The organism is Dactylosporangium sp. NPDC051485, assembly GCF_040682015.1.
Lineage (GTDB): Bacteria > Actinomycetota > Actinomycetes > Mycobacteriales > Micromonosporaceae > Dactylosporangium.
In genome coordinates this window covers 57,884-75,036 of record NZ_JBFAZW010000004.1, presented here as the reverse complement: position 1 = coordinate 75,036, position 17,153 = coordinate 57,884, and the positions used below count along the sequence as shown (strand labels likewise).

Annotated in this window: 16 protein-coding genes; 9 read left to right on the top strand and 7 right to left on the bottom strand. The window is 72.1% G+C overall.

Going from position 1 to position 17,153, the window contains the following annotated elements; genetic code table 11:
- The first annotated feature begins 123 nt into the window (after positions 1–123).
- Together AB0M46_RS03190 and AB0M46_RS03185 are read left to right on the top strand one after the other, a co-directional pair.
- On the top strand, positions 124–1,971 hold the full coding sequence (locus AB0M46_RS03190) for a 2-oxoacid:acceptor oxidoreductase subunit alpha (RefSeq protein ID WP_363332593.1): 1,848 nt from the start codon (positions 124–126) through the stop codon (positions 1,969–1,971).
- Positions 1,964–2,992, top strand: coding sequence for a 2-oxoacid:ferredoxin oxidoreductase subunit beta (locus tag AB0M46_RS03185; RefSeq protein WP_363332592.1), 1,029 nt, complete (start codon positions 1,964–1,966; stop codon positions 2,990–2,992). The genes AB0M46_RS03190 and AB0M46_RS03185 overlap by 8 nt, the downstream gene beginning before the upstream one ends.
- A gap of 34 nt (positions 2,993–3,026) precedes the next feature.
- Here AB0M46_RS03185 and AB0M46_RS03180 read toward each other — a convergent pair whose 3' ends face one another.
- The gene (locus AB0M46_RS03180) at positions 3,027–4,499 is read right to left on the bottom strand and encodes a leucyl aminopeptidase family protein (protein ID WP_363332591.1); all 1,473 of its coding nucleotides are present in this window, start codon (positions 4,497–4,499) and stop codon (positions 3,027–3,029) included.
- An 87-nt stretch (positions 4,500–4,586) separates the two neighbouring features.
- Positions 4,587–4,754, bottom strand: coding sequence for a DUF3117 domain-containing protein (locus AB0M46_RS03175; protein ID WP_081971220.1), 168 nt, complete (start codon positions 4,752–4,754; stop codon positions 4,587–4,589).
- Between the two features lie 222 nt (positions 4,755–4,976).
- On the opposite strand from AB0M46_RS03175, the gene AB0M46_RS03170 reads away from it, so the two are divergent.
- From AB0M46_RS03170 to AB0M46_RS03150, 5 genes are all read left to right on the top strand, one after another.
- On the top strand, positions 4,977–5,783 hold the full coding sequence (locus AB0M46_RS03170) for a PaaX family transcriptional regulator C-terminal domain-containing protein (RefSeq protein ID WP_363332590.1): 807 nt from the start codon (positions 4,977–4,979) through the stop codon (positions 5,781–5,783).
- A complete protein-coding gene (locus tag AB0M46_RS03165) occupies positions 5,784–6,587 on the top strand; it encodes an enoyl-CoA hydratase-related protein (protein ID WP_363332589.1) in 804 nt (267 codons plus the stop codon).
- A 46-nt stretch (positions 6,588–6,633) separates the two neighbouring features.
- Positions 6,634–7,185, top strand: a complete 552-nt coding sequence (locus AB0M46_RS03160; protein WP_363332588.1) for a DUF1800 family protein — start codon at positions 6,634–6,636, stop codon at positions 7,183–7,185.
- Positions 7,116–7,883: a DUF1800 family protein gene (locus tag AB0M46_RS03155; RefSeq protein WP_363332587.1), complete on the top strand. Its 768-nt coding sequence runs from the start codon at positions 7,116–7,118 to the stop codon at positions 7,881–7,883. Before AB0M46_RS03160 ends, AB0M46_RS03155 begins: the two co-directional genes overlap by 70 nt.
- Positions 7,884–8,414: 531 nt before the next feature.
- Positions 8,415–9,638, top strand: coding sequence for a DUF1501 domain-containing protein (locus tag AB0M46_RS03150; protein WP_363332586.1), 1,224 nt, complete (start codon positions 8,415–8,417; stop codon positions 9,636–9,638).
- A 62-nt stretch (positions 9,639–9,700) separates the two neighbouring features.
- On the opposite strand, the gene AB0M46_RS03145 is transcribed toward AB0M46_RS03150, so the two are convergent.
- Positions 9,701–10,921 carry a hypothetical protein gene (locus AB0M46_RS03145; RefSeq protein WP_363332585.1) on the bottom strand — a complete coding sequence of 407 codons (1,221 nt, stop codon included), beginning with the start codon at positions 10,919–10,921 and terminating at the stop codon, positions 9,701–9,703.
- 53 nt (positions 10,922–10,974) lie between these two features.
- Positions 10,975–11,550, bottom strand: coding sequence for a class I SAM-dependent methyltransferase (locus AB0M46_RS03140; RefSeq protein WP_363332584.1), 576 nt, complete (start codon positions 11,548–11,550; stop codon positions 10,975–10,977).
- 191 nt (positions 11,551–11,741) lie between these two features.
- On the opposite strand from AB0M46_RS03140, the gene AB0M46_RS03135 reads away from it, so the two are divergent.
- Together AB0M46_RS03135 and AB0M46_RS03130 are read left to right on the top strand one after the other, a co-directional pair.
- Complete coding sequence (locus AB0M46_RS03135; protein ID WP_363332583.1) at positions 11,742–13,061, top strand: trypsin-like peptidase domain-containing protein; 1,320 nt, start codon at positions 11,742–11,744, stop codon at positions 13,059–13,061.
- A 69-nt stretch (positions 13,062–13,130) separates the two neighbouring features.
- Positions 13,131–13,559, top strand: coding sequence for a Sec-independent protein translocase subunit TatB (locus AB0M46_RS03130; RefSeq protein WP_363332582.1), 429 nt, complete (start codon positions 13,131–13,133; stop codon positions 13,557–13,559).
- 324 nt (positions 13,560–13,883) lie between these two features.
- On the opposite strand, the gene AB0M46_RS03125 is transcribed toward AB0M46_RS03130, so the two are convergent.
- The 3 genes from AB0M46_RS03125 to AB0M46_RS03115 all read right to left on the bottom strand — a co-directional run bounded on the left by AB0M46_RS03125 (position 13,884) and on the right by AB0M46_RS03115 (position 17,076).
- A complete protein-coding gene (locus tag AB0M46_RS03125) occupies positions 13,884–15,026 on the bottom strand; it encodes a P-loop NTPase (RefSeq protein ID WP_363332581.1) in 1,143 nt (380 codons plus the stop codon).
- A gap of 171 nt (positions 15,027–15,197) precedes the next feature.
- A complete protein-coding gene (locus AB0M46_RS03120) occupies positions 15,198–15,797 on the bottom strand; it encodes a DUF1003 domain-containing protein (RefSeq protein ID WP_363332580.1) in 600 nt (199 codons plus the stop codon).
- Positions 15,790–17,076: a CBS domain-containing protein gene (locus AB0M46_RS03115; protein ID WP_363332579.1), complete on the bottom strand. Its 1,287-nt coding sequence runs from the start codon at positions 17,074–17,076 to the stop codon at positions 15,790–15,792. The genes AB0M46_RS03120 and AB0M46_RS03115 overlap by 8 nt, the downstream gene beginning before the upstream one ends.
- Between the last annotated feature and the right edge of the window lie 77 nt (positions 17,077–17,153).

Genomic DNA, 17,153 nt, shown 5'->3' with positions numbered 1-17,153 from the left:
GCAATGACGAAAGTCGCAGCATCGCCGCCACGGAAGGGATATGCGCCGCAGGCATGTCGTCCGTGCCGACGTACCCTCAGGGGTGTAGGACTTCAAGCCCGCCGCCATAGGAGGTCAGCTCACGTGACCAAGCAGGTCCGCCAGCTGGATCGGGTGGTCATCAGGTTCGCAGGCGATTCCGGCGACGGCATGCAGCTCACGGGTGACCGCTTCACATCCGAGACCGCTCAGCTCGGAAACGACATATCGACCCTGCCCAACTTCCCGGCCGAGATTCGCGCCCCTGCCGGCACCCTGCCCGGGGTGTCGAGCTTCCAGGTGCACTTCGCCGACTTCGACATCCTCACGCCGGGTGACGCGCCCAACGTGCTCGTCGCCATGAACCCGGCGGCGCTCAAGGCCAACCTGGCCGACCTGCCCAAGGGTGCCTCGATCATCGTCAACACTGACGAGTTCACGAGCCGCAACCTGGCCAAGGTGGGGTACTCCACCAGCCCCCTCGAGGACGGCTCGCTCGACGGCTGGAACGTCGCGCCGGTCGGCCTGACCTCGATGACGGTCAAGGCCCTGGCGTCCTTCGAGATCTCCAAGAAGGACGCCGAGCGGGCCAAGAACATGTTCGCGCTCGGCCTGCTCTCGTGGATGTACTCCCGCCCCCACGAGTCCACGCTGTCCTTCCTGGAGCGCAAGTTCGCCTCCCGCCCGGAGCTCGTCGCCGCGAACATCGCCGCGTTCAAGGCCGGCTGGAACTTCGGCGAGACGACCGAGAACTTCGCGGTCCGCTACGAGGTCAAGCCGGCCCGCATGGTGGCCGGCAACTACCGCAACATCACCGGCAACGCGGCCCTGGCCCTGGGCATCGTGGCCGCCGGCGTGCGCTCCCAGCTGCCCGTCTTCCTGGGTGCGTATCCGATCACCCCGGCCTCCGACATCCTGCACGAGCTGAGCAAGCACAAGAAGTTCGGCGTCACCACCGTGCAGGCCGAGGACGAGATCGCGGCGGTCGGCGTGGCCCTGGGCGCCTCCTACGGCGGCGCGCTCGGCGTGACCACCACGTCGGGCCCCGGCGTCGCGCTCAAGAGCGAGACGATCTCGCTCGCCGTCGCGCTGGAGCTGCCGCTGCTGATCATCGACGTGCAGCGGGCCGGCCCGTCGACCGGCCTGCCGACCAAGACCGAGCAGGCCGACCTCAACATGGCGCTGTTCGGCCGGCACGGCGAGGCCCCGGTCGCGGTGCTCGCCCCGCGCTCGCCCGCGGACTGCTTCACCACCGCGCTGGAGGCGGCCCGCATCGCGCTGACCTACCGGACCCCGGTGATCTTGCTCTCCGACGGCTACATCGCCAACGGCTCCGAGCCGTGGCGGCTGCCCGAGGTCGCCGACCTGCCCGACCTGCGCGTGCAGTTCGCCACCGAGCCCAACAGCGAGGACGGCAAGACCTTCCTGCCGTATCTGCGCGACCCCGAGACGCTGGCGCGGCCCTGGGCCGTGCCGGGCACCCCGGGGCTGGAGCACCGCATCGGTGGCCTGGAGAAGGCCGACAAGACCGGCGACATCTCCTACGACCCGGCCAACCACGACTTCATGGTCCGCACCCGGGCCGCCCGCATCGAGGGCATCGACGTGCCCGACATCGAGGTCGAGGACCCGGACGGCACCGCGCGCGTCCTGGTGCTGGGGTGGGGCTCGACGTACGGCCCGATCGGCGCCGCCGCCCGCGCGCTGCGCCAGCGGGGCCTGGCGGTCGCGCAGGCGCACCTGCGCCACCTCTCGCCCATGCCGAAGAACCTGGGCGAGGTGCTCAAGTCCTACGACAAGGTCGTCATCCCGGAGATGAATCTCGGCCAGCTCGCCGGGGTCATCCGGTCGCGTTACCTGGTCGACGCCATCGCCTACAACCAGGTCCGCGGCCTGCCGTTCACCGCGGCCGAGCTGGAGGGTGTGCTCGAGGAAGTGGTGAAGAATGCCTGAGCAGCTGAAGCTCACGACCAAGGACTTCAAGTCCGACCAGGAGGTGCGCTGGTGCCCCGGCTGCGGGGACTACGCGATCCTGGCCGCGGTCCAGTCCTTCATGCCGGAGCTCAATATCCCGCGTGAGCGGATCGTGTTCGTCTCCGGCATCGGCTGCTCGTCGCGGTTCCCGTACTACATGAACACCTACGGCATGCACTCGATCCACGGCCGCGCGCCGGCGATCGCGTCCGGCCTGTCGGTGTCCCGTCCCGACCTGTCCGTCTGGGTCGTGACCGGCGACGGCGACGCGCTGTCGATCGGCGGCAACCACCTGATCCACGCCCTGCGCCGCAACGTCAACCTGAAGATCCTGCTGTTCAACAACAAGATCTACGGCCTGACCAAGGGGCAGTACTCGCCGACGTCGGAGATCGGCAAGATCACCAAGTCGACGCCGGCCGGCTCGGCCGACTCGCCGTTCAACCCGATCTCGCTGGCCCTCGGCGCGGAGGCGAGCTTCGTCGCCCGCACCGTGGACTCCGACCGCAAGCACCTGCAGTCGGTCCTGCGGGCGGCCGCCGAGCACCGGGGCTCCGCGTTCGTCGAGATCTACCAGAACTGCAACATCTTCAACGACGGCGCCTTCGACGTGCTCAAGGAGCCGGCGACCCGCGACGACTTCCTGATCCGGCTGGAGCACGGCCGGCCGATCACGTTCGGCAAGGACGGCGAGTGGGCGGTCACGCACCCGCCCGGCGGCTTCGGCCTGTCCGTCGTGCCGACCGCGTCGGTGAGCGAGGACGAGATCGTGGTGCACGACCAGACGGTCGCCGAGCCGGCGTACGCGTTCGCCCTGTCCCGGCTGCCGGGGCTGGACCTGCGCAACACCCCGATCGGCGTGTTCCGCGCGCACGCGCGGCCGGCCTACGACGACATCGTCCGCGAGCAGCTCAGCGCGGCCAAGGCCAAGGCGAAGGGCACGCCGGACGAGGAGCTCGCCGCGCTGCTCAACAGCGGCGACACGTGGACGATCCTGTAAAAACTGCGCGACAACCGACGGAGGCCATCGCCGCTCACGCGGCGGTGGCCTCCAGCCATCTGGTCAGCGTGCGCACGCCCCAGCCGGTGGCGCCCTTGGTCAGCTCGCCGTCGTTCGCGTCCGACCAGGCCGGCGAGGACATGTCGAAGTGCGCCCAGCTGTCGCGCACCGAGCCGGTGAACTCGCGCAGGTAGAGCGCGGCGAGCAGCGAACCGGCCCCGATGTCGGTCGAGTTGACCAGGTCGGTCAGGTCGCCGCCGAGCTCGGCGGCGTAGTCCTCGCTCAGCGGCATGCGCCACACCGACTCGCCCGAGGCGGCGGCCGCGGCGGCCAGGGCGCCCGCGAGGGCGTCGCTGTGGCTGTACATCGCGGCCGTCTGCTTGCCCAGCGCCACACCCTGTGCGCCGGTCAGGGTGGCCAGGTCGATCATGACGTCGGGGCGCAGCCGGCGCACGGCATAGGCCATCGCGTCGCCGAGCACCAGCCGGCCCTCGGCGTCGGTGTTGAGGATCTCCGAGGTGAGCCCGCCGTAGTGGGTGACGACGTCGCCCGGGCGCATCGAGTCGCCGCTGAGGGCGTTCTCGGCCAGCGGGGTGAGCGCGGTGACCCGCACCGGCAGGCGCATCGCGGCCGCGGCCAGGGTCGCGCCGATCACGGCCGCCGCCCCGCCCATGTCCTTGCGCATGAGCTTCATGCCGCTCAGCGGTTTGATGCAGATGCCGCCGGTGTCGAACGTGATGCCCTTGCCGACCAGCACCACGTGCCGCTTGGCGCCGCGCGGGCGCCACGACAGCTCGACCAGCCGCGGGCCGCGCTCGGTGGTCGCACCCCGCCCGACCGCGAGGATCGCGTTGAAGCCCTGTGCGGCCAGGTACGCCGGCTCGCGCACCTCGACCGTCAGGCCGGGCACGCCGGCGGCGGCCTTGACCACCTGACGGGCGAACCAGGCCGGCGTCTTGCGATCGCTGGGCATGTTGGTCAGGTCGCGGGCCAGCACGGTGGCGGTCACGACGGCGCGGGCCTGGTCGAGCGCCCGCTCGAGGGAGTCGGTCGGCGCGCCGCCGCCCGGGAGCGCCACCGTGACCCGGCGCAGCGGGTCGGGCTCGGCGTCGTCGGCGAGGCGGAAGCGGTAGGAGGCCAGCCAAAGGCCCTCGGCCAGGCCGCGGACGGCTTCGGGGGGTGTGTCCTGCGGTACCAGAACCCGAAGCGACGTCTCGGCACGGGCCTTGCGGGCCAGTGCGGCGCCCGCGGCCCGCCAACCGGACTCGTCACCGTCGCCGATGCCCACGAACAGCAGCCGCGACGGCTTGCGCCCGGGCCGGGGCAAGATGTGCACGGAGCCGGCCGACCCCGAGTGCTCGACGTCCTCCAGGAACGTCGCGCACTCGTCGAGGTCGGCCGGACCGAGCTTGAGCAGGTCCAGAGCGGCAGAGGGGGAGCCGGACGGGACGACGACAGCGACCGCGCCGGAGGCACTGCGGGCTGTGGCGAACCTGATGTCCAGCAAGGGGACCCTCCAATTTCTGCGCACACCGATGGGAGCGACCACCCAGGGCCACCCCAGTTTTGAAAGCAGAGCCGATTGCAGGAAGACTCAGCCAGTGGCCGTCTTCAACGCCTCGCTGAGCTCGTTGGCCTCGTCCTTGGTCATCTCGACGACAAGCCGCCCACCACCCTCGAGCGGGACGCGCATGACGATGCCGCGGCCCTCCTTGGTGACCTCCAGCGGACCGTCGCCTGTCCGCGGCTTCATGGCCGCCATGTTGTCTCCCTTCGCTTCCTGATGTCCTGGACATCAGGTTGCACAGCCGTCCCCGCATGCCCGGCGCGCCTGCTCACGGGGCCGCGGCCGGACCCGTCGACTCCGTGATGTACGCGCCAACCGTTGATTTTCCCTGATGATGGCCCCAAGACCCAAACCGGGCTGCGATCCGTGTGACATCTTCTGGCGGAATGTGCCGGTCAACTGTCACAATAAGCGGCCATGCAGGCCCGGTCGGCCCTCTTTGATCTGTACGGCGACCATCTCCGCCCACGCGGCGGGCGCGCCGCGGTCGCGGCTCTCGTGCGCCTGCTCGCCCCCCTCGGCATCGCCGCTCCCGCCGTCCGCACCGCCGTCTCCCGGATGGTCCGGCAGGGTTGGCTCCAACCTCTACGGTTGCCGACCGGCCCGGGCTACGGCATCACCCCGAAGGCGGCACGCCGCCTGGACGCCGCCGGGGCCCGGATCTACCGGACCCAGCGGCCGGGTGGTGGTCCCGCGACAGCCTGGACCGGCCGCTTCGATCTCATCACGCTCGAACCGCCCGCGCACCGCGGCGCGCGGGCGAGACTGGTAGCGAACCTGGGATTCCTCGGGTACGGCTCGATCGACGTCTCGACGTGGATCGCCCCGCGCCCGGGGGAGGGCGTCGACGCCCTGCTGACGGAGGCCGGTGTGCGCTACGACCGATTCGAGGCGGAGCATTCGGGCGGTACCGATGGGGCGATCAAACTCGTGGCAAGGGCCTGGGATCTCGACGGGATCGCCGCGGCCTACGACGAGTTCGTCGAGCGCCTCACCCCGCTCGTCGCCGGCGTCGGCCCGGGAACGCCCGACGAGCGCGCCTACGCGGTGCGGTTCTCGCTCGTGCACGCCTGGCGCGCGTTCCTCTTCCGCGACCCGCAGCTGCCGCCGGAGCTGCTGCCCAAGCGCTGGGCCGGCACCGCGGCCGCCGCGTTCTTCGACCGCCACGCCCTCCGGCTGCGCCCCGCCGCGGACCGGTTCGTGGATGCCTGCCTGACCCTTTAAATGTTTGGAGTACCGATGGAGCTACTCGTCGAGCGCACCGAGAACGGCGTCGCGATCCTCACCCTCAACCGGCCCGAAGCCCTCAACTCGCTCAACACCGCGCTCAAGGTGGCCCTGCGCGACACGTTGCAAGAGCTTCGAGACGACGCAACGGTACGGGCGATCGTCCTCGCCGCCGCCGGCCGGGCGTTCTGCGGGGGCCAGGACCTGCGCGAGCACGTCGAGTCCCTGGAGGCGGGCACGGGCGCGTCGCTGTCGACCGTCGCCGAGCACTACAACCCGATCGCCACGCTGCTCGGCGGCATGCCGAAGCCGGTCGTGGCGGCGGTGCGCGGCATGGCGGCCGGCGCCGGCGCCTCCCTCGCGCTGCTCGCCGACTTCCGGGTCGGCGGCCCCAAGACGGCGTTCCTCATGGCCTTCGCCAACGTCGGCCTGGCCGGCGACACGGGGATCTCCTGGACCCTCCCGCGCATCGTCGGGCACGCCAAGGCCGTCGAGCTGCTGCTGCTCGCCGAGCCGGTGGACGCCCAGACCGCCGTAGGCCTGGGCATGCTCACCCGCCTCACCGAGACCGACGACGACGTGCTGCCGACCGCCCTCGAACTCGCCGACCGCCTCGCCGCCGGCCCGACCGTCGCCTACGGGCAGATCAAGCGCGAGCTGGCCGCCGGCGGCTCCGGGTCGCTGGCCGACGCGCTGGCGGTGGAGGCCGAGGCCCAGTCCACCTGCGGGCACACCACCGATCACCAGCACGCCACCGCGGCCTTCGTGCAGAAGCAGAAGCCGGTCTTCAAGGGAGTCTGATCCCTTCCTGACGAGGCTCGTACAAACCGGGCATAGCCTGGGGTCCATGGCCGATCGTGAGAAGGTTGCGCATCTGTTGCGCAGGGCGACGTTCGGGCCCACGGCGGAGGAGGTCGACGCGGCCGAGTCCAAGGGCCCGGCCGCGACCCTCGACGCCCTCTTCAACCCGCCCGCCCCCGACGCCGGCGCCGACCGCACCCCGCCGCCCAAGCTCGGCCCGGTCGTCAACGAGAAGTCCGACCGCGCCGAGCAGATCCGCCAGGTCGGCGCCTGGTGGCTCGACCGCATGGCGCAGGCCGAGCACCAGGTGCACGAGAAGCTGACCTTCTTCTGGCACGGCCACTGGGCCACCTCCGCCGACAAGGTCAAGTCCGGCCCGCTCATGCTGAACCAGCAACAGACCCTCTTCCGCACCGCCCTGGGCCCCTTCGCCACCCAGGTCCACACGATGCTGCGCGACCCGGCGCTCATCGTCTGGCGCAAAAAAACACCGACAAGGCCCCGAACGAGAACCTCGCCCGGGAGCTCATGGAGCTGTTCACCCTGGGCGTGGGCCACTACACGGAGCAGGACGTCCGGGAGGGCGCCCGGGCCCTGACCGGTTGGGTCGTCGACAACAAGTCCGGCACGGCCTCGTACAACGCCAAGCGCCACGACGCCCGCCCGAAGAGCATCCTGGGCAAGACCGGCAACTACGACGCCGACGGCTTCGCCGACATCCTGCTGGCCCAGCCGGCGAGCCCAGAGTTCGTCGCCCGGAGGCTCTGGCTGCGGTACTGCAGCGACGCCCCGATCCCGCAGGCCGCCCTCGACCGGGCCAAGACCCAGACCACCACGGCCGCCATGCTGCGCGAGCTGCTCTCCGCCGACGGCCACGCCGAACTGGTCAAGCAGCCCGTCGAGTGGCTGGTAGGCGCCCTCCGCCAGCTCGGCATCCGCCCCGGCGAGCTCAACGAAAACCAGCGCAAGCAGCTCCAGTCGGGCCTGACCCAGCTCGGCCAGGTCCCGCTGCGCCCGCCGAGCGTGGGCGGCTGGCCCGCCGGCGCGGCCTGGCTGACCACCTCGGCCACCCAGGCCCGCATCAAGCTCGCCCAGACCCTGGCCGCCCGGGCCCCGCAGCCGGCCCTGGCCCGCCTGACCGCCGTCCCACCCACCCAACGCCCGGCCGCCCTGGCCCGCCTACTGGTGATCGACAAGTTCACGGACCGCACGCTGGCCGCCCTGACCCCGGCCGCGGGCGACCCCCGCCGCCTGCTCACCGTGGGCCTGGCCAGCCCCGAGTACGCGGTCAGCTGAAATGTCCCACCACCCCGGCCCGACCGATCCCAACCCGCCCCACCGCACCCCGGTGAATTCCGGCCCGGCCAATCCCGGCCTGACCCACTGCGGCCCGGCCGACGTCGGCCCGGTCCCTTCCGCTCCGGCCGACTCCGACTCTGCCGACTCCGGCCCGGTTCACAGCGGCCTGGTCCGCGGCGGGCCAGCCGACTCCGGCCCGGCTCACAGCAGCGGCCCGGCCGAATCCGGCCCGGTCCACAGCGACCCGGCCGACTGTGACCGCAGGCGCGGTGGGCGCGGCCGACGCCGACGGGTCGCGGCGGCGCGCGGCCGGCCCACGGACCGGGATCCGGATGCCGGCCGGTCAAGCCGCCGCAGCCGAGGCCGAGGCCCCCGGGCTTGCGGCCGAGGCGCCGGGTGCCGGCGACGGGCGCCGGGATGCGGGACCGGGCGCGGTCCGCGGCGAGCACTGGTCCTCGCCATGCAGTTCTGTCGTGTTCAGCTCTGTCGTGTTCAGCAGCAATCGTTCGCACCGTTGAAGGAGGCGGCATGGACGCCCTCACCCGTAGGAAGTTCCTGATCGCCAGCGGCGTGGTCGGGGCAGCGACCCTCGCCGCGGGCAGCGCCTGGACGCTGCGCGACGTCTTCGACTCCGCCGCCTGGGACGACCGGCCCGGGGACGCCAAGACGCTCGTGCTCGTCACCCTGTACGGGGGCAACGACGGGCTGGCCAACGTCATCCCGTACGCCGACAAGGCCTACGCCCCGGCCCGCCACGAGCTGGCGTACAAGCCCGAGGAGGTCCTCAAGCTCGACGACACCCTCGGGCTCAATCCTGGGCTGGCCGGGCTCAAGCGCTTGTACGACGCCAAGAAGCTGGCCATCGTCCGCGGCGTCGGCTACCCGAAGCCCGACCACAGTCACTTCCGTTCGATGGACATCTGGCAGACCGCGCAGCCCGATCGGCCCGGCAACACCGGCTGGCTCGGCCGGTGGCTGGACACCTTTGGCGGCGACCCGCGCCACGCCGTCTCCTTCGAACCCGTCCTCCCTCCGTTGCTCGCCGGCACCACCACGGCCGGCGCCGCGGTGCCCGTCAGCGGACTGGCACTCCCCAGCGGGGTGAAGCCTGAGATGCTCACCGCCCTCGGTAAGCCCTCCGACGGCGAGTCCCCGCTGCAGGCCCGGGCCGCCCGCGCCTTCGCCGACCTCGTCGAGGTCGACGCCCTCATCCACAGCGTCGACGAGTCCGCCGCCGAGGACGCTCCGTCCTCGTCGGGCACCGCGACCGGCGGCCGCTCCGATCTGCAGACCCAGCTCGCCCTCGTCGCCCGCTGTGTCGAGGCTGGCGTGGCCACCCGCGTCTTCTCCGTCTCGCTCGGCGGCTTCGACCTGCACGCCGAGGAGCGCAACTCGCAGGAGATCCTGCTCAAGCTCCTCGACGGTGCGCTCACCGCCTTCGCCGAGCGCATGGCGAAGACCGAGGCCGGCCGCAAGGTCGTCGTCGCCGTGTACTCCGAGTTCGGCCGCCGCGTCGCCGCCAACGGCTCCGACGGCACCGACCACGGCACGGCGTCCAACATGTTCATCCTCGGTAGCCCGGTCCGCGGCGGCCTCTACGGCGAGCAGCCCAGCCTCGCCGACCTGGACAACGGCGACCTGAAGTTCACCACCGACTTCCGCTCCGTCTACGCCACCCTGCTCCGCGACGTGCTCGACGCCGATCCCGAGCAGATCCTGGGCTACAAGACCCCGCTCGAGGGCATCCTGTAGGCCCGCACCCGCCGCCGCGGCCATACGCGGCGGCGGATGGGATCCCGCGAACGGCCCGGAACTCAGCCGCGGGCGATTGCGTCGGGCCCGGCGTCACCCTCCGCGGGGGCCAGCTCGTGGCCGGCGGCCCCGTCGGCGCCGACCAGGGCCAGCGTCCGGCGCCCGGCCTCCGCGCCGCTCGTGGCCGGAGCCCCCGTGCGCGACGGCAGCGTCAGGGCCAGGGGCAAACCGGATGCCTGGCTCGACTCGGCCAGTGCGGCGCCGCCGAGCCGGGCGCGGCCGCGGGACGGGCGGGGACGGCGCGACGCCGGGGGCCGCTGCCGCAGCCGGCCCGCCCGCTCGACCCGTTCCCGCGCCTTCTTCTCCTGGTCCAGCCAGCCCAGGGCAGTCCGGCAGGTGTACGCCCACCAGCCCACCCACCGCCCGTAGCGCTCCCGGAGCTCGTCCGGGGCGGGCGGCGGGTCACCGTATACCCCCTTGGCGGTCCGGACGAACTGCTCCATCTCCAGCGGCACGGCGTCGGGCCGGCCGAGGACCCGCAGCAGCAGCGAGTGGGCGGTGTAGGCCCCCACCCCGCGCACGGCCAGCAGCGCGGCCCTCGCCTCCTCGTACGGCCCGTGCCGCAGCAGCCCCTCGTCGAGTGCCGCGACGCCGCCGATCAGCTCGGCCAGGCGGGTCGCCCGTGCCGTCCCGCCGACATACGGCAGGAACTGCTCCGGGGTCAGCCCGGTCAGCGTGGACAGGTCGGGGAAGGCGACGAAGTCCTCGCCGCCCGCCTGGGCCATCGGGCCCAGGTGGATGGTCAGCCGGCGCTTGTGCAGCGACGCATACCACTGGGCGGAGTTCTGGACGAGGGCGAAATACGCCACCCCCTCGGCCAGGCTCGAGAACCGCACCTGGTGCAGGCCGGCCGCCACCGCCAGCAGCGGGCGGACCGGCTCGTCGGCCTCGGCGACCCGCAGGAACTCGGCGCGGTCGTCGGTGAGGCCCAGCCAGGCGGAGACCCGCGCGCCGACGTCGTCGAGCTCGGGCGGGGTCAGAGGGGCGGCGCTGTGCACGGTCAGGGCCACGCCCGGGGCGCCGTCGTCGCGCGCGGTGACCCCGGCGACGACCGCGGACGACGGGTCGGACGGGTGGGTGAAGGCGCGCCGGACGCCGTGCTCGTCGAGCCGCACGTCGCGCAGGCCGGGCTGGAAGCCGGCGATCGCGCGCAGTGTGCACCGCAGGTCGAAGGGGGTCGTGGCGGACAGGAAGGTCTGGGTGGTGATGCCGAGTTCGGTCATGGGGGCATCGTCGGGTGCGGGTACGACAGTTTTCGGGGAGGGCGGGGGAGTGGTTACTGTGCGCGAGCGGCGATCAGCAGTCCGTCATCGAGTGGGAGCAGTGCCGGGACCCAGGCGTCGCTGTCGCGCAGGGTCTTGACGGCTTCACGCAGCAGTACCGTCTCCGCGTCTCTCATCGTGGGATCCGAGACCCGGTCGCCGGCCAGGGCGCTGGCCAGCACGAGCGTCCCGCCGGGGCGCAGCAGGCGCTCCGCGGCGACCACCACCGCCGCGTACTCGCCGGGGTCGTGGTCGACGAAGACCAGGTCGTAGGCCCGGTCGGCCAGGCGCGGCAGCACGTCGAGGGCGCGCCCGGTGATGATCCGGGTGCGCGAGGGCGGGTTGCCGGCGGCCGAGAACACGCGGCGCGCGATCCGCTGGTGCTCCGCCTCGAAGTCGATCGTGGTGAGCACCCCGTCTCGGCGCATCCCGCGCAGCAGCCAGCCACCGCTCACCCCGGTGCCGGTGCCGACCTCGACCACGGCCTTGGCGTTGCTCACCGCCGCGATCACCCGCAGCGCCGCCCCGCAGCCCCGGCTCACCGCGCTGATGCCCAGTTCGTAGGCCCCCTCGCGGGCGGCCGTCAGCACCGGGTCCTCGGCTACGTACCCGTCGATGAAGTCAGCAGTCCGGGCGGAAGCGGTAATGGGACACCCCTTTATGAGGATTTGAAGCGTGGTCCGGAGGAAATCAATCGACCGCAAGCCTAGGAGACCTCGCCCGCACATGCTTGATGCCGGGTCGTGCAATGCTGGATGCGAAACGGACGGAGGAGCCGATCGTGACAGACGGTTCGGCCTGGCGGCAGCCGGGCCCCGGCGCGCCGACCAGCAGTAGCGGCTGGGGGGCGCGCCCCACATGGGCCGCACCCGGCGCACCCCCGGCGGGGCCGCAACCGGCGCCCAACAGCTGGTGGTCCGACGCGCTGGCAGACCCGTGGCGCGATCCGGACGCCCCGGTCGTGGTGGTCAAGACCCCGCCGGACGAGGCTCCGGAGCTGGAGAAGCCGCCTCCGCCTTCCAGCGGCCCGCGGGTGGGCATCGGGCTCGTGCTGGTCGTGTCGATCGTCACGGCACTGCTCGCCGGGGCCCTCGGCGGCACGCTCGGGTACGTCTTCGCGGTCGGCGGGGGCGGCAGGCTCGGCGGCCAGATCGGCGGGAACGCGCCGATGAACAACCGGGCGCCCGAGTCCATCGCGGCGCTGGCCAAGAAGGTGCTCCCGAGCGTGGTCACGATCAGCGTGCGGGTCGGCAACGGCACGTCGCTCGGCTCCGGCTTCGTGGTCTCCTCCGACGGCCACGTCATCACCAACAACCACGTGGTGGCGGGCGGCAACGACACCGCCATGATCCGCTTCAGCGACGCTACGGTGGCCACGGCGAAGGTGGTCGGCAGCGACCCGGAGTCCGACATCGCGGTCCTGAAGATCGACACCAACGGCCTGCCCGACAGCGAGCTGGCGCCCGTCGAGTTCGGCAACTCCGACCAGGTCCAGGTTGGCGACCCGGTGGTCGCCGTCGGCGCGCCGCTCGGGCTGACCAGCACGGTGACCTACGGCGTGGTCAGCTACCTCGACCGCCCCATCCGCACCAGCGAGGGCGGCACCTCGCGCTACTACGCGGCCATCCAGACCGACGCGGCGGTCAACCAGGGCAACTCCGGTGGCCCGCTCTTCGACGCCGCCGGCCGCGTGGTCGGCATCAACTCCGTGATCGGCACCCTGTCCGAGGACCAGTCCAGCGCCGGCAACGTCGGCCTCGCCTTCGCCATCCCGATCAACCACGCCCGGCGCATCGCGTCCGACATCATCAACACCGGCAAGGCCCGGCGCACGGTGATGGGCGTGCAGGTCGACGCGTCCTACCAGAACCCGCTCGGCGGCGCCCGGCTCACCCAGGTCGAGGCCGGCGGCCCGGCCGAGGCGGGCGGCCTCAAGGCCGGCGACGTGGTGCTGGCGGTCAATGGCAAGCCGATCGAGGAGGTGTGGGACCTCACCGCCCTGGTGCGCAAGTACGCGCCCGGGGACACTGTGGAAATCCAGTATCTGCGGGGCACGTCGAGGGCCAAGGCTTCCGTGACCCTGGTCGCCGACGCGAAGTGACCTGACCGGCCCTCCCCGAACCCCCGGGGAGTGCGTACGCTAGCCCGAGAGAGCAGGGAGGGCCGGTACATGGGCTTGGAGAACATCGGCGGCTGGGAGTTCATCGTGATCATCCTGGTCGGGCTGTTCATCTTCGGCCCCGACCGCTTGCCGAAGGCGATCAGCGACGGCGTGAAGATGCTGCGCCAGGTTCGCCAGATGGCGCGCAACGCGACGGGTGACCTGAGCAAGGAGCTGGGCACCGACATCCAGCTGGAGGACCTCCACCCCAAGACCTTCCTGCGCAAGCACCTGCTGAGCGAGGAGGACGAGGCCGCGCTGCGCAAGCCGCTGCAGGGCCTCTACGACGACGTGCGCGGTGTCGCCGACCAGGTGAAGCGCGACGCCGAGTCGGCCGCGTCGGCCGCGAAGTCGGTCACCGCGCCGGCGCCGGCCCCAGCCTCAACCCCGGCCCCGCAGCAGCCCGCGATCAAGGCATCCTGGGACGACGTCACCTGATGGGGCGCCGGCGGCGCCTGGTCTGGGGCGATCGGAGAGCCAGACTGGGCGCAGCGGTCAGCTAAGAGCGAATCTCCGCGCGCCTGGGAACACGCCCCGATGCCAAGATCATCCTAGATAAGCAACTCGAAATCCGACATTCGGTGACATAGAGGCCCTGACCGACTTTTACCCGGCCGGGGTATAAATCCGACATGTCGCGGCACGGAGTGCCCGACATGTCGGAAATTACCCAAACGCGGCCCAGCCCGCGAGGTCGGCCAGATGCTCAAGCTCGACAGGCCGCGGAGCCGGCCGTCGACGAAGCGGCGGCCGGCCGGGACGTCAGCGGCCGGCGGGCTTCAGGCCCAGGGGCTTGCCGACCAGGCTCTCGCGGCGCATCGCCAGCTTGTCGGCCACGGCGGAGAGGGCGGCCGCGGCCGGCGCGTCCGGGGTGGCCAGCACGAGGGGCAGCCCCGTGTCGCCGGCCTCCCGCAGCCGGGTGTCGAGCGGAATCTGGCCGAGCAGCGGCACCTTCGCGCCGACCGCGCGGCTCAGCGAGTCCGCCACCGTCTGGCCGCCACCCGCGCCGAAGACCTCCATGTGCGTGCCGTCCGGGAGCTCCAGCCAGGACATGTTCTCCACGACCCCCACGATGCGCTGGTGGGTCTGCAGGGCGATCGAGCCGGCCCGCTCCGCCACCTCCGCGGCGGCGGCCTGCGGGGTGGTCACCACCAGGATCTCGGCCGACGGGAGGAGCTGGGCCAGCGAGATGGCCACGTCGCCGGTGCCCGGCGGGAGGTCGAGCAGCAGGACGTCGAGGTCGCCCCAGTACACGTCGGCGAGGAACTGCTGCAGGGCGCGGTGCAGCATCGGGCCGCGCCAGACGACGGCGGCGTTGCCCGGGGTGAACATGCCGATGGAGATGACCTTCACGCCGTGGGCGGAGGGCGGCATGATCATGTTCTCGACCTGGGTGGGGCGGCCGTCGGCGCCGAGCATGCGGGGGACCGAGTGGCCGTAGATGTCGGCGTCGACCACGCCCACCGCGAGGCCGCGGGCGGCCAGGGCGGCGGCCAGGTTGACCGTGACGCTGGACTTGCCGACGCCGCCCTTTCCGCTGGCCACGGCGTAGACGCGGGTGCGCGAGCCGGGCTGGGAGAACGGGATGATCGGCTCTTGGACGTCGCCGCGGAGGCTGGTCTGCAGGGCCTTGCGCTGCTCCGGGGTCATCACGCCGAAGTCGATCTCGACGGCGGTGACGCCCTCGACGGCGCCGACCGCGCGGGTGATGTCCGTGCGCAACTTGTCCTTGAGGGGGCAGCCGGCCACCGTGAGCAGGATGCCGATCGCGGCGACGCCGTCCTCGCGCAGCGTGACGTCGCGGACCATGCCCAGCTCGGTGATGGGCCGGCGGATCTCGGGGTCGTCGACGGTCGCGAGCGCGGCGGTGATCGCGTCGTTGACGGTGGTGGCCGGGGCTGACATGGGTGCCATGGTACGTCGGACCCGGCCGGCACCCCGACGAGAAGCGCGACGCGAGGAACGCATCACACGCGCCACGCGGAAGGGGGTTGTCCCCGTGCCCAAGCCGGTGCGAACATCGTTTACACGCCGCGCGCCTCGCCCCTTGAGGCACGCGGCGTTATGCATGCCCGCTCAGCGCCGCCGGCGGGGCGTTTCGTCGGAATCGAGCGAATCGTCCGGTTCGTCAAGGGAGTCCGGGGCGAGGGGGTCGCTCAGCGAGCCAAGCGCCTTGCGGACCTTCTTGCGCTCCGCCTTGGCCCGCCGATCGGCCGCCTCGTCGAGCTCCTCGGCCACCCGGGCCAGCTCCGAGCGCAGGAAGTCGCGGGTCGCCACCTCGCCGAGGGCGATGCGCAGCGCCGCGATCTCCCGGGCCAGGTACTCCGTGTCCGCCTTCTGCGCCGCCGCCCGCCGCCGGTCCTCCTCGGACGCCAGCCGGTCCCGATCGGCCTGCCGGTTCTGCGCGAGCAGGATGAGCGGCGCGGCGTACGACGCCTGCAGCGACAGGATCAGGGTGAGGAACGTGAACGTGTACGGGTCGAACTGCCAGCTGCGCGGGGTCAGCGTGTTCCAGGCGATCCAGGCCAGGATCACGATCGTCATGTAGACGAGGAACTTCGCCGTCCCCATGAACCGCGCGATGCCCTCCGACCACTGCCCGAAGGCCTCGGGGTCGAAGCGGGGCAGCGTGATGCGCACATCCCGCGGCTGGTCCAGCCGCCGGCGCTCAGCCACGGGATCCGCCGCTGGCGGGCAGGCCGACGTTCAGGGTCTCGGCATGGTCGCGATCGCGCCAGTCCTCCGGCAGCAGGTGGTCGAGCACGTCATCCACGGTGACCGCGCCGACCAGCTTGTCGTTGTCGTCGACCACGGGCATCACCACCAGGTTGTAGGTCGCCATGCGACGGGTGATCTCGGCGAGCGGCGTGGCCGGCCCGAGCGGATCGATGTCGTTGTCCACCACCCCGCCCAGCAGCGCCGAAGGCGGCTCCCGCAGCAGCCGCTGGAAGTGCACGACCCCGAGGTACCGCCCGGTCGGCGTGGCCATCGGCGCCCGTGTGACGAAGACGCCCGCGGCCACGGCCGGGGCCAGCTGCGGCTCCCGGATCCGGGCGAGGGCCTCGGCCACCGTGGCGTCGGGGGGCATGACGATCGGCTCGGAGGTCATGACGGCGCCGGCGGTGCCCGGGGCGTACTCCAGCAGGGCCCGCACCGGCGAGGCCTCGTCCGGCTCCATCAGGTCGAGCAGCACCTCCTGCTCCGGCTTGGGCATCTCGGCGAGCAGGTCGGCGGCGTCGTCCGGGTCCATTTCTTCGAGCACGTCGGCGGCCCGCTGCGGCTCCAGCGCGGTGATGATCTCCAGCTGGTCGTGCTCGGGCAGCTCCTCGAGCACGTCGGCGAGGCGCTCGTCGTCCAGTGCGGCGGCCACCTCGACCCGCCGGCTCTCCGACAGGTCCTGCAGCACGTTGGCCAGGTCGGCGGGGCGCATGTTGTCCAGCACGGCGAGCAGCCCGGCGGTGCCCTGGGTCTGCGGCTCGCCGGCCAGCCCGGTCACCTCGCCCCACTCGAGCTGGTTGAGGTGGCCGCGGCGGGTCAGGCGGCCGGTGAACTCCCGGACCGCGACCCGCGACAGCGACCACTCCCCGGTCCGGTCGGCGTCCATGGCCACGTCCACCACGGCGCCGGTGCGCCCGGTGGCGGCCACGGTGACGTGCCGGTCCACGAAGTCCTCCAGCACCAGCAGCTCGCCCGCACGGCGCTCGAAGCGGCGCAGGTTGAGCGTGCCGGTGTTGAGCACCACGGCGTCGGGCTCGATGGCGGTGATCCGCCCGATCGGCAGGAAGATGCGCCGGCGCATCGGCATTTCGGCGACGAGTCCGACCACGCGGGGCGGCAGGTTGCCGGTCCGGGGCCGCACGACGGCGTCGCGGACCCGGCCGACCTGGTCGCCGTTCGGATCGAACACGCTCAGGGTCGCCAGGCGGGCGATGTAGACCCTCGGCGCAGTGCTCACGAGGCTCAAGCCTACTTAAGGAATCCACCGCGTTGCGGTTGGACCGAACCCGGCGGGCCCGCGCCGCCTAGGCTTTG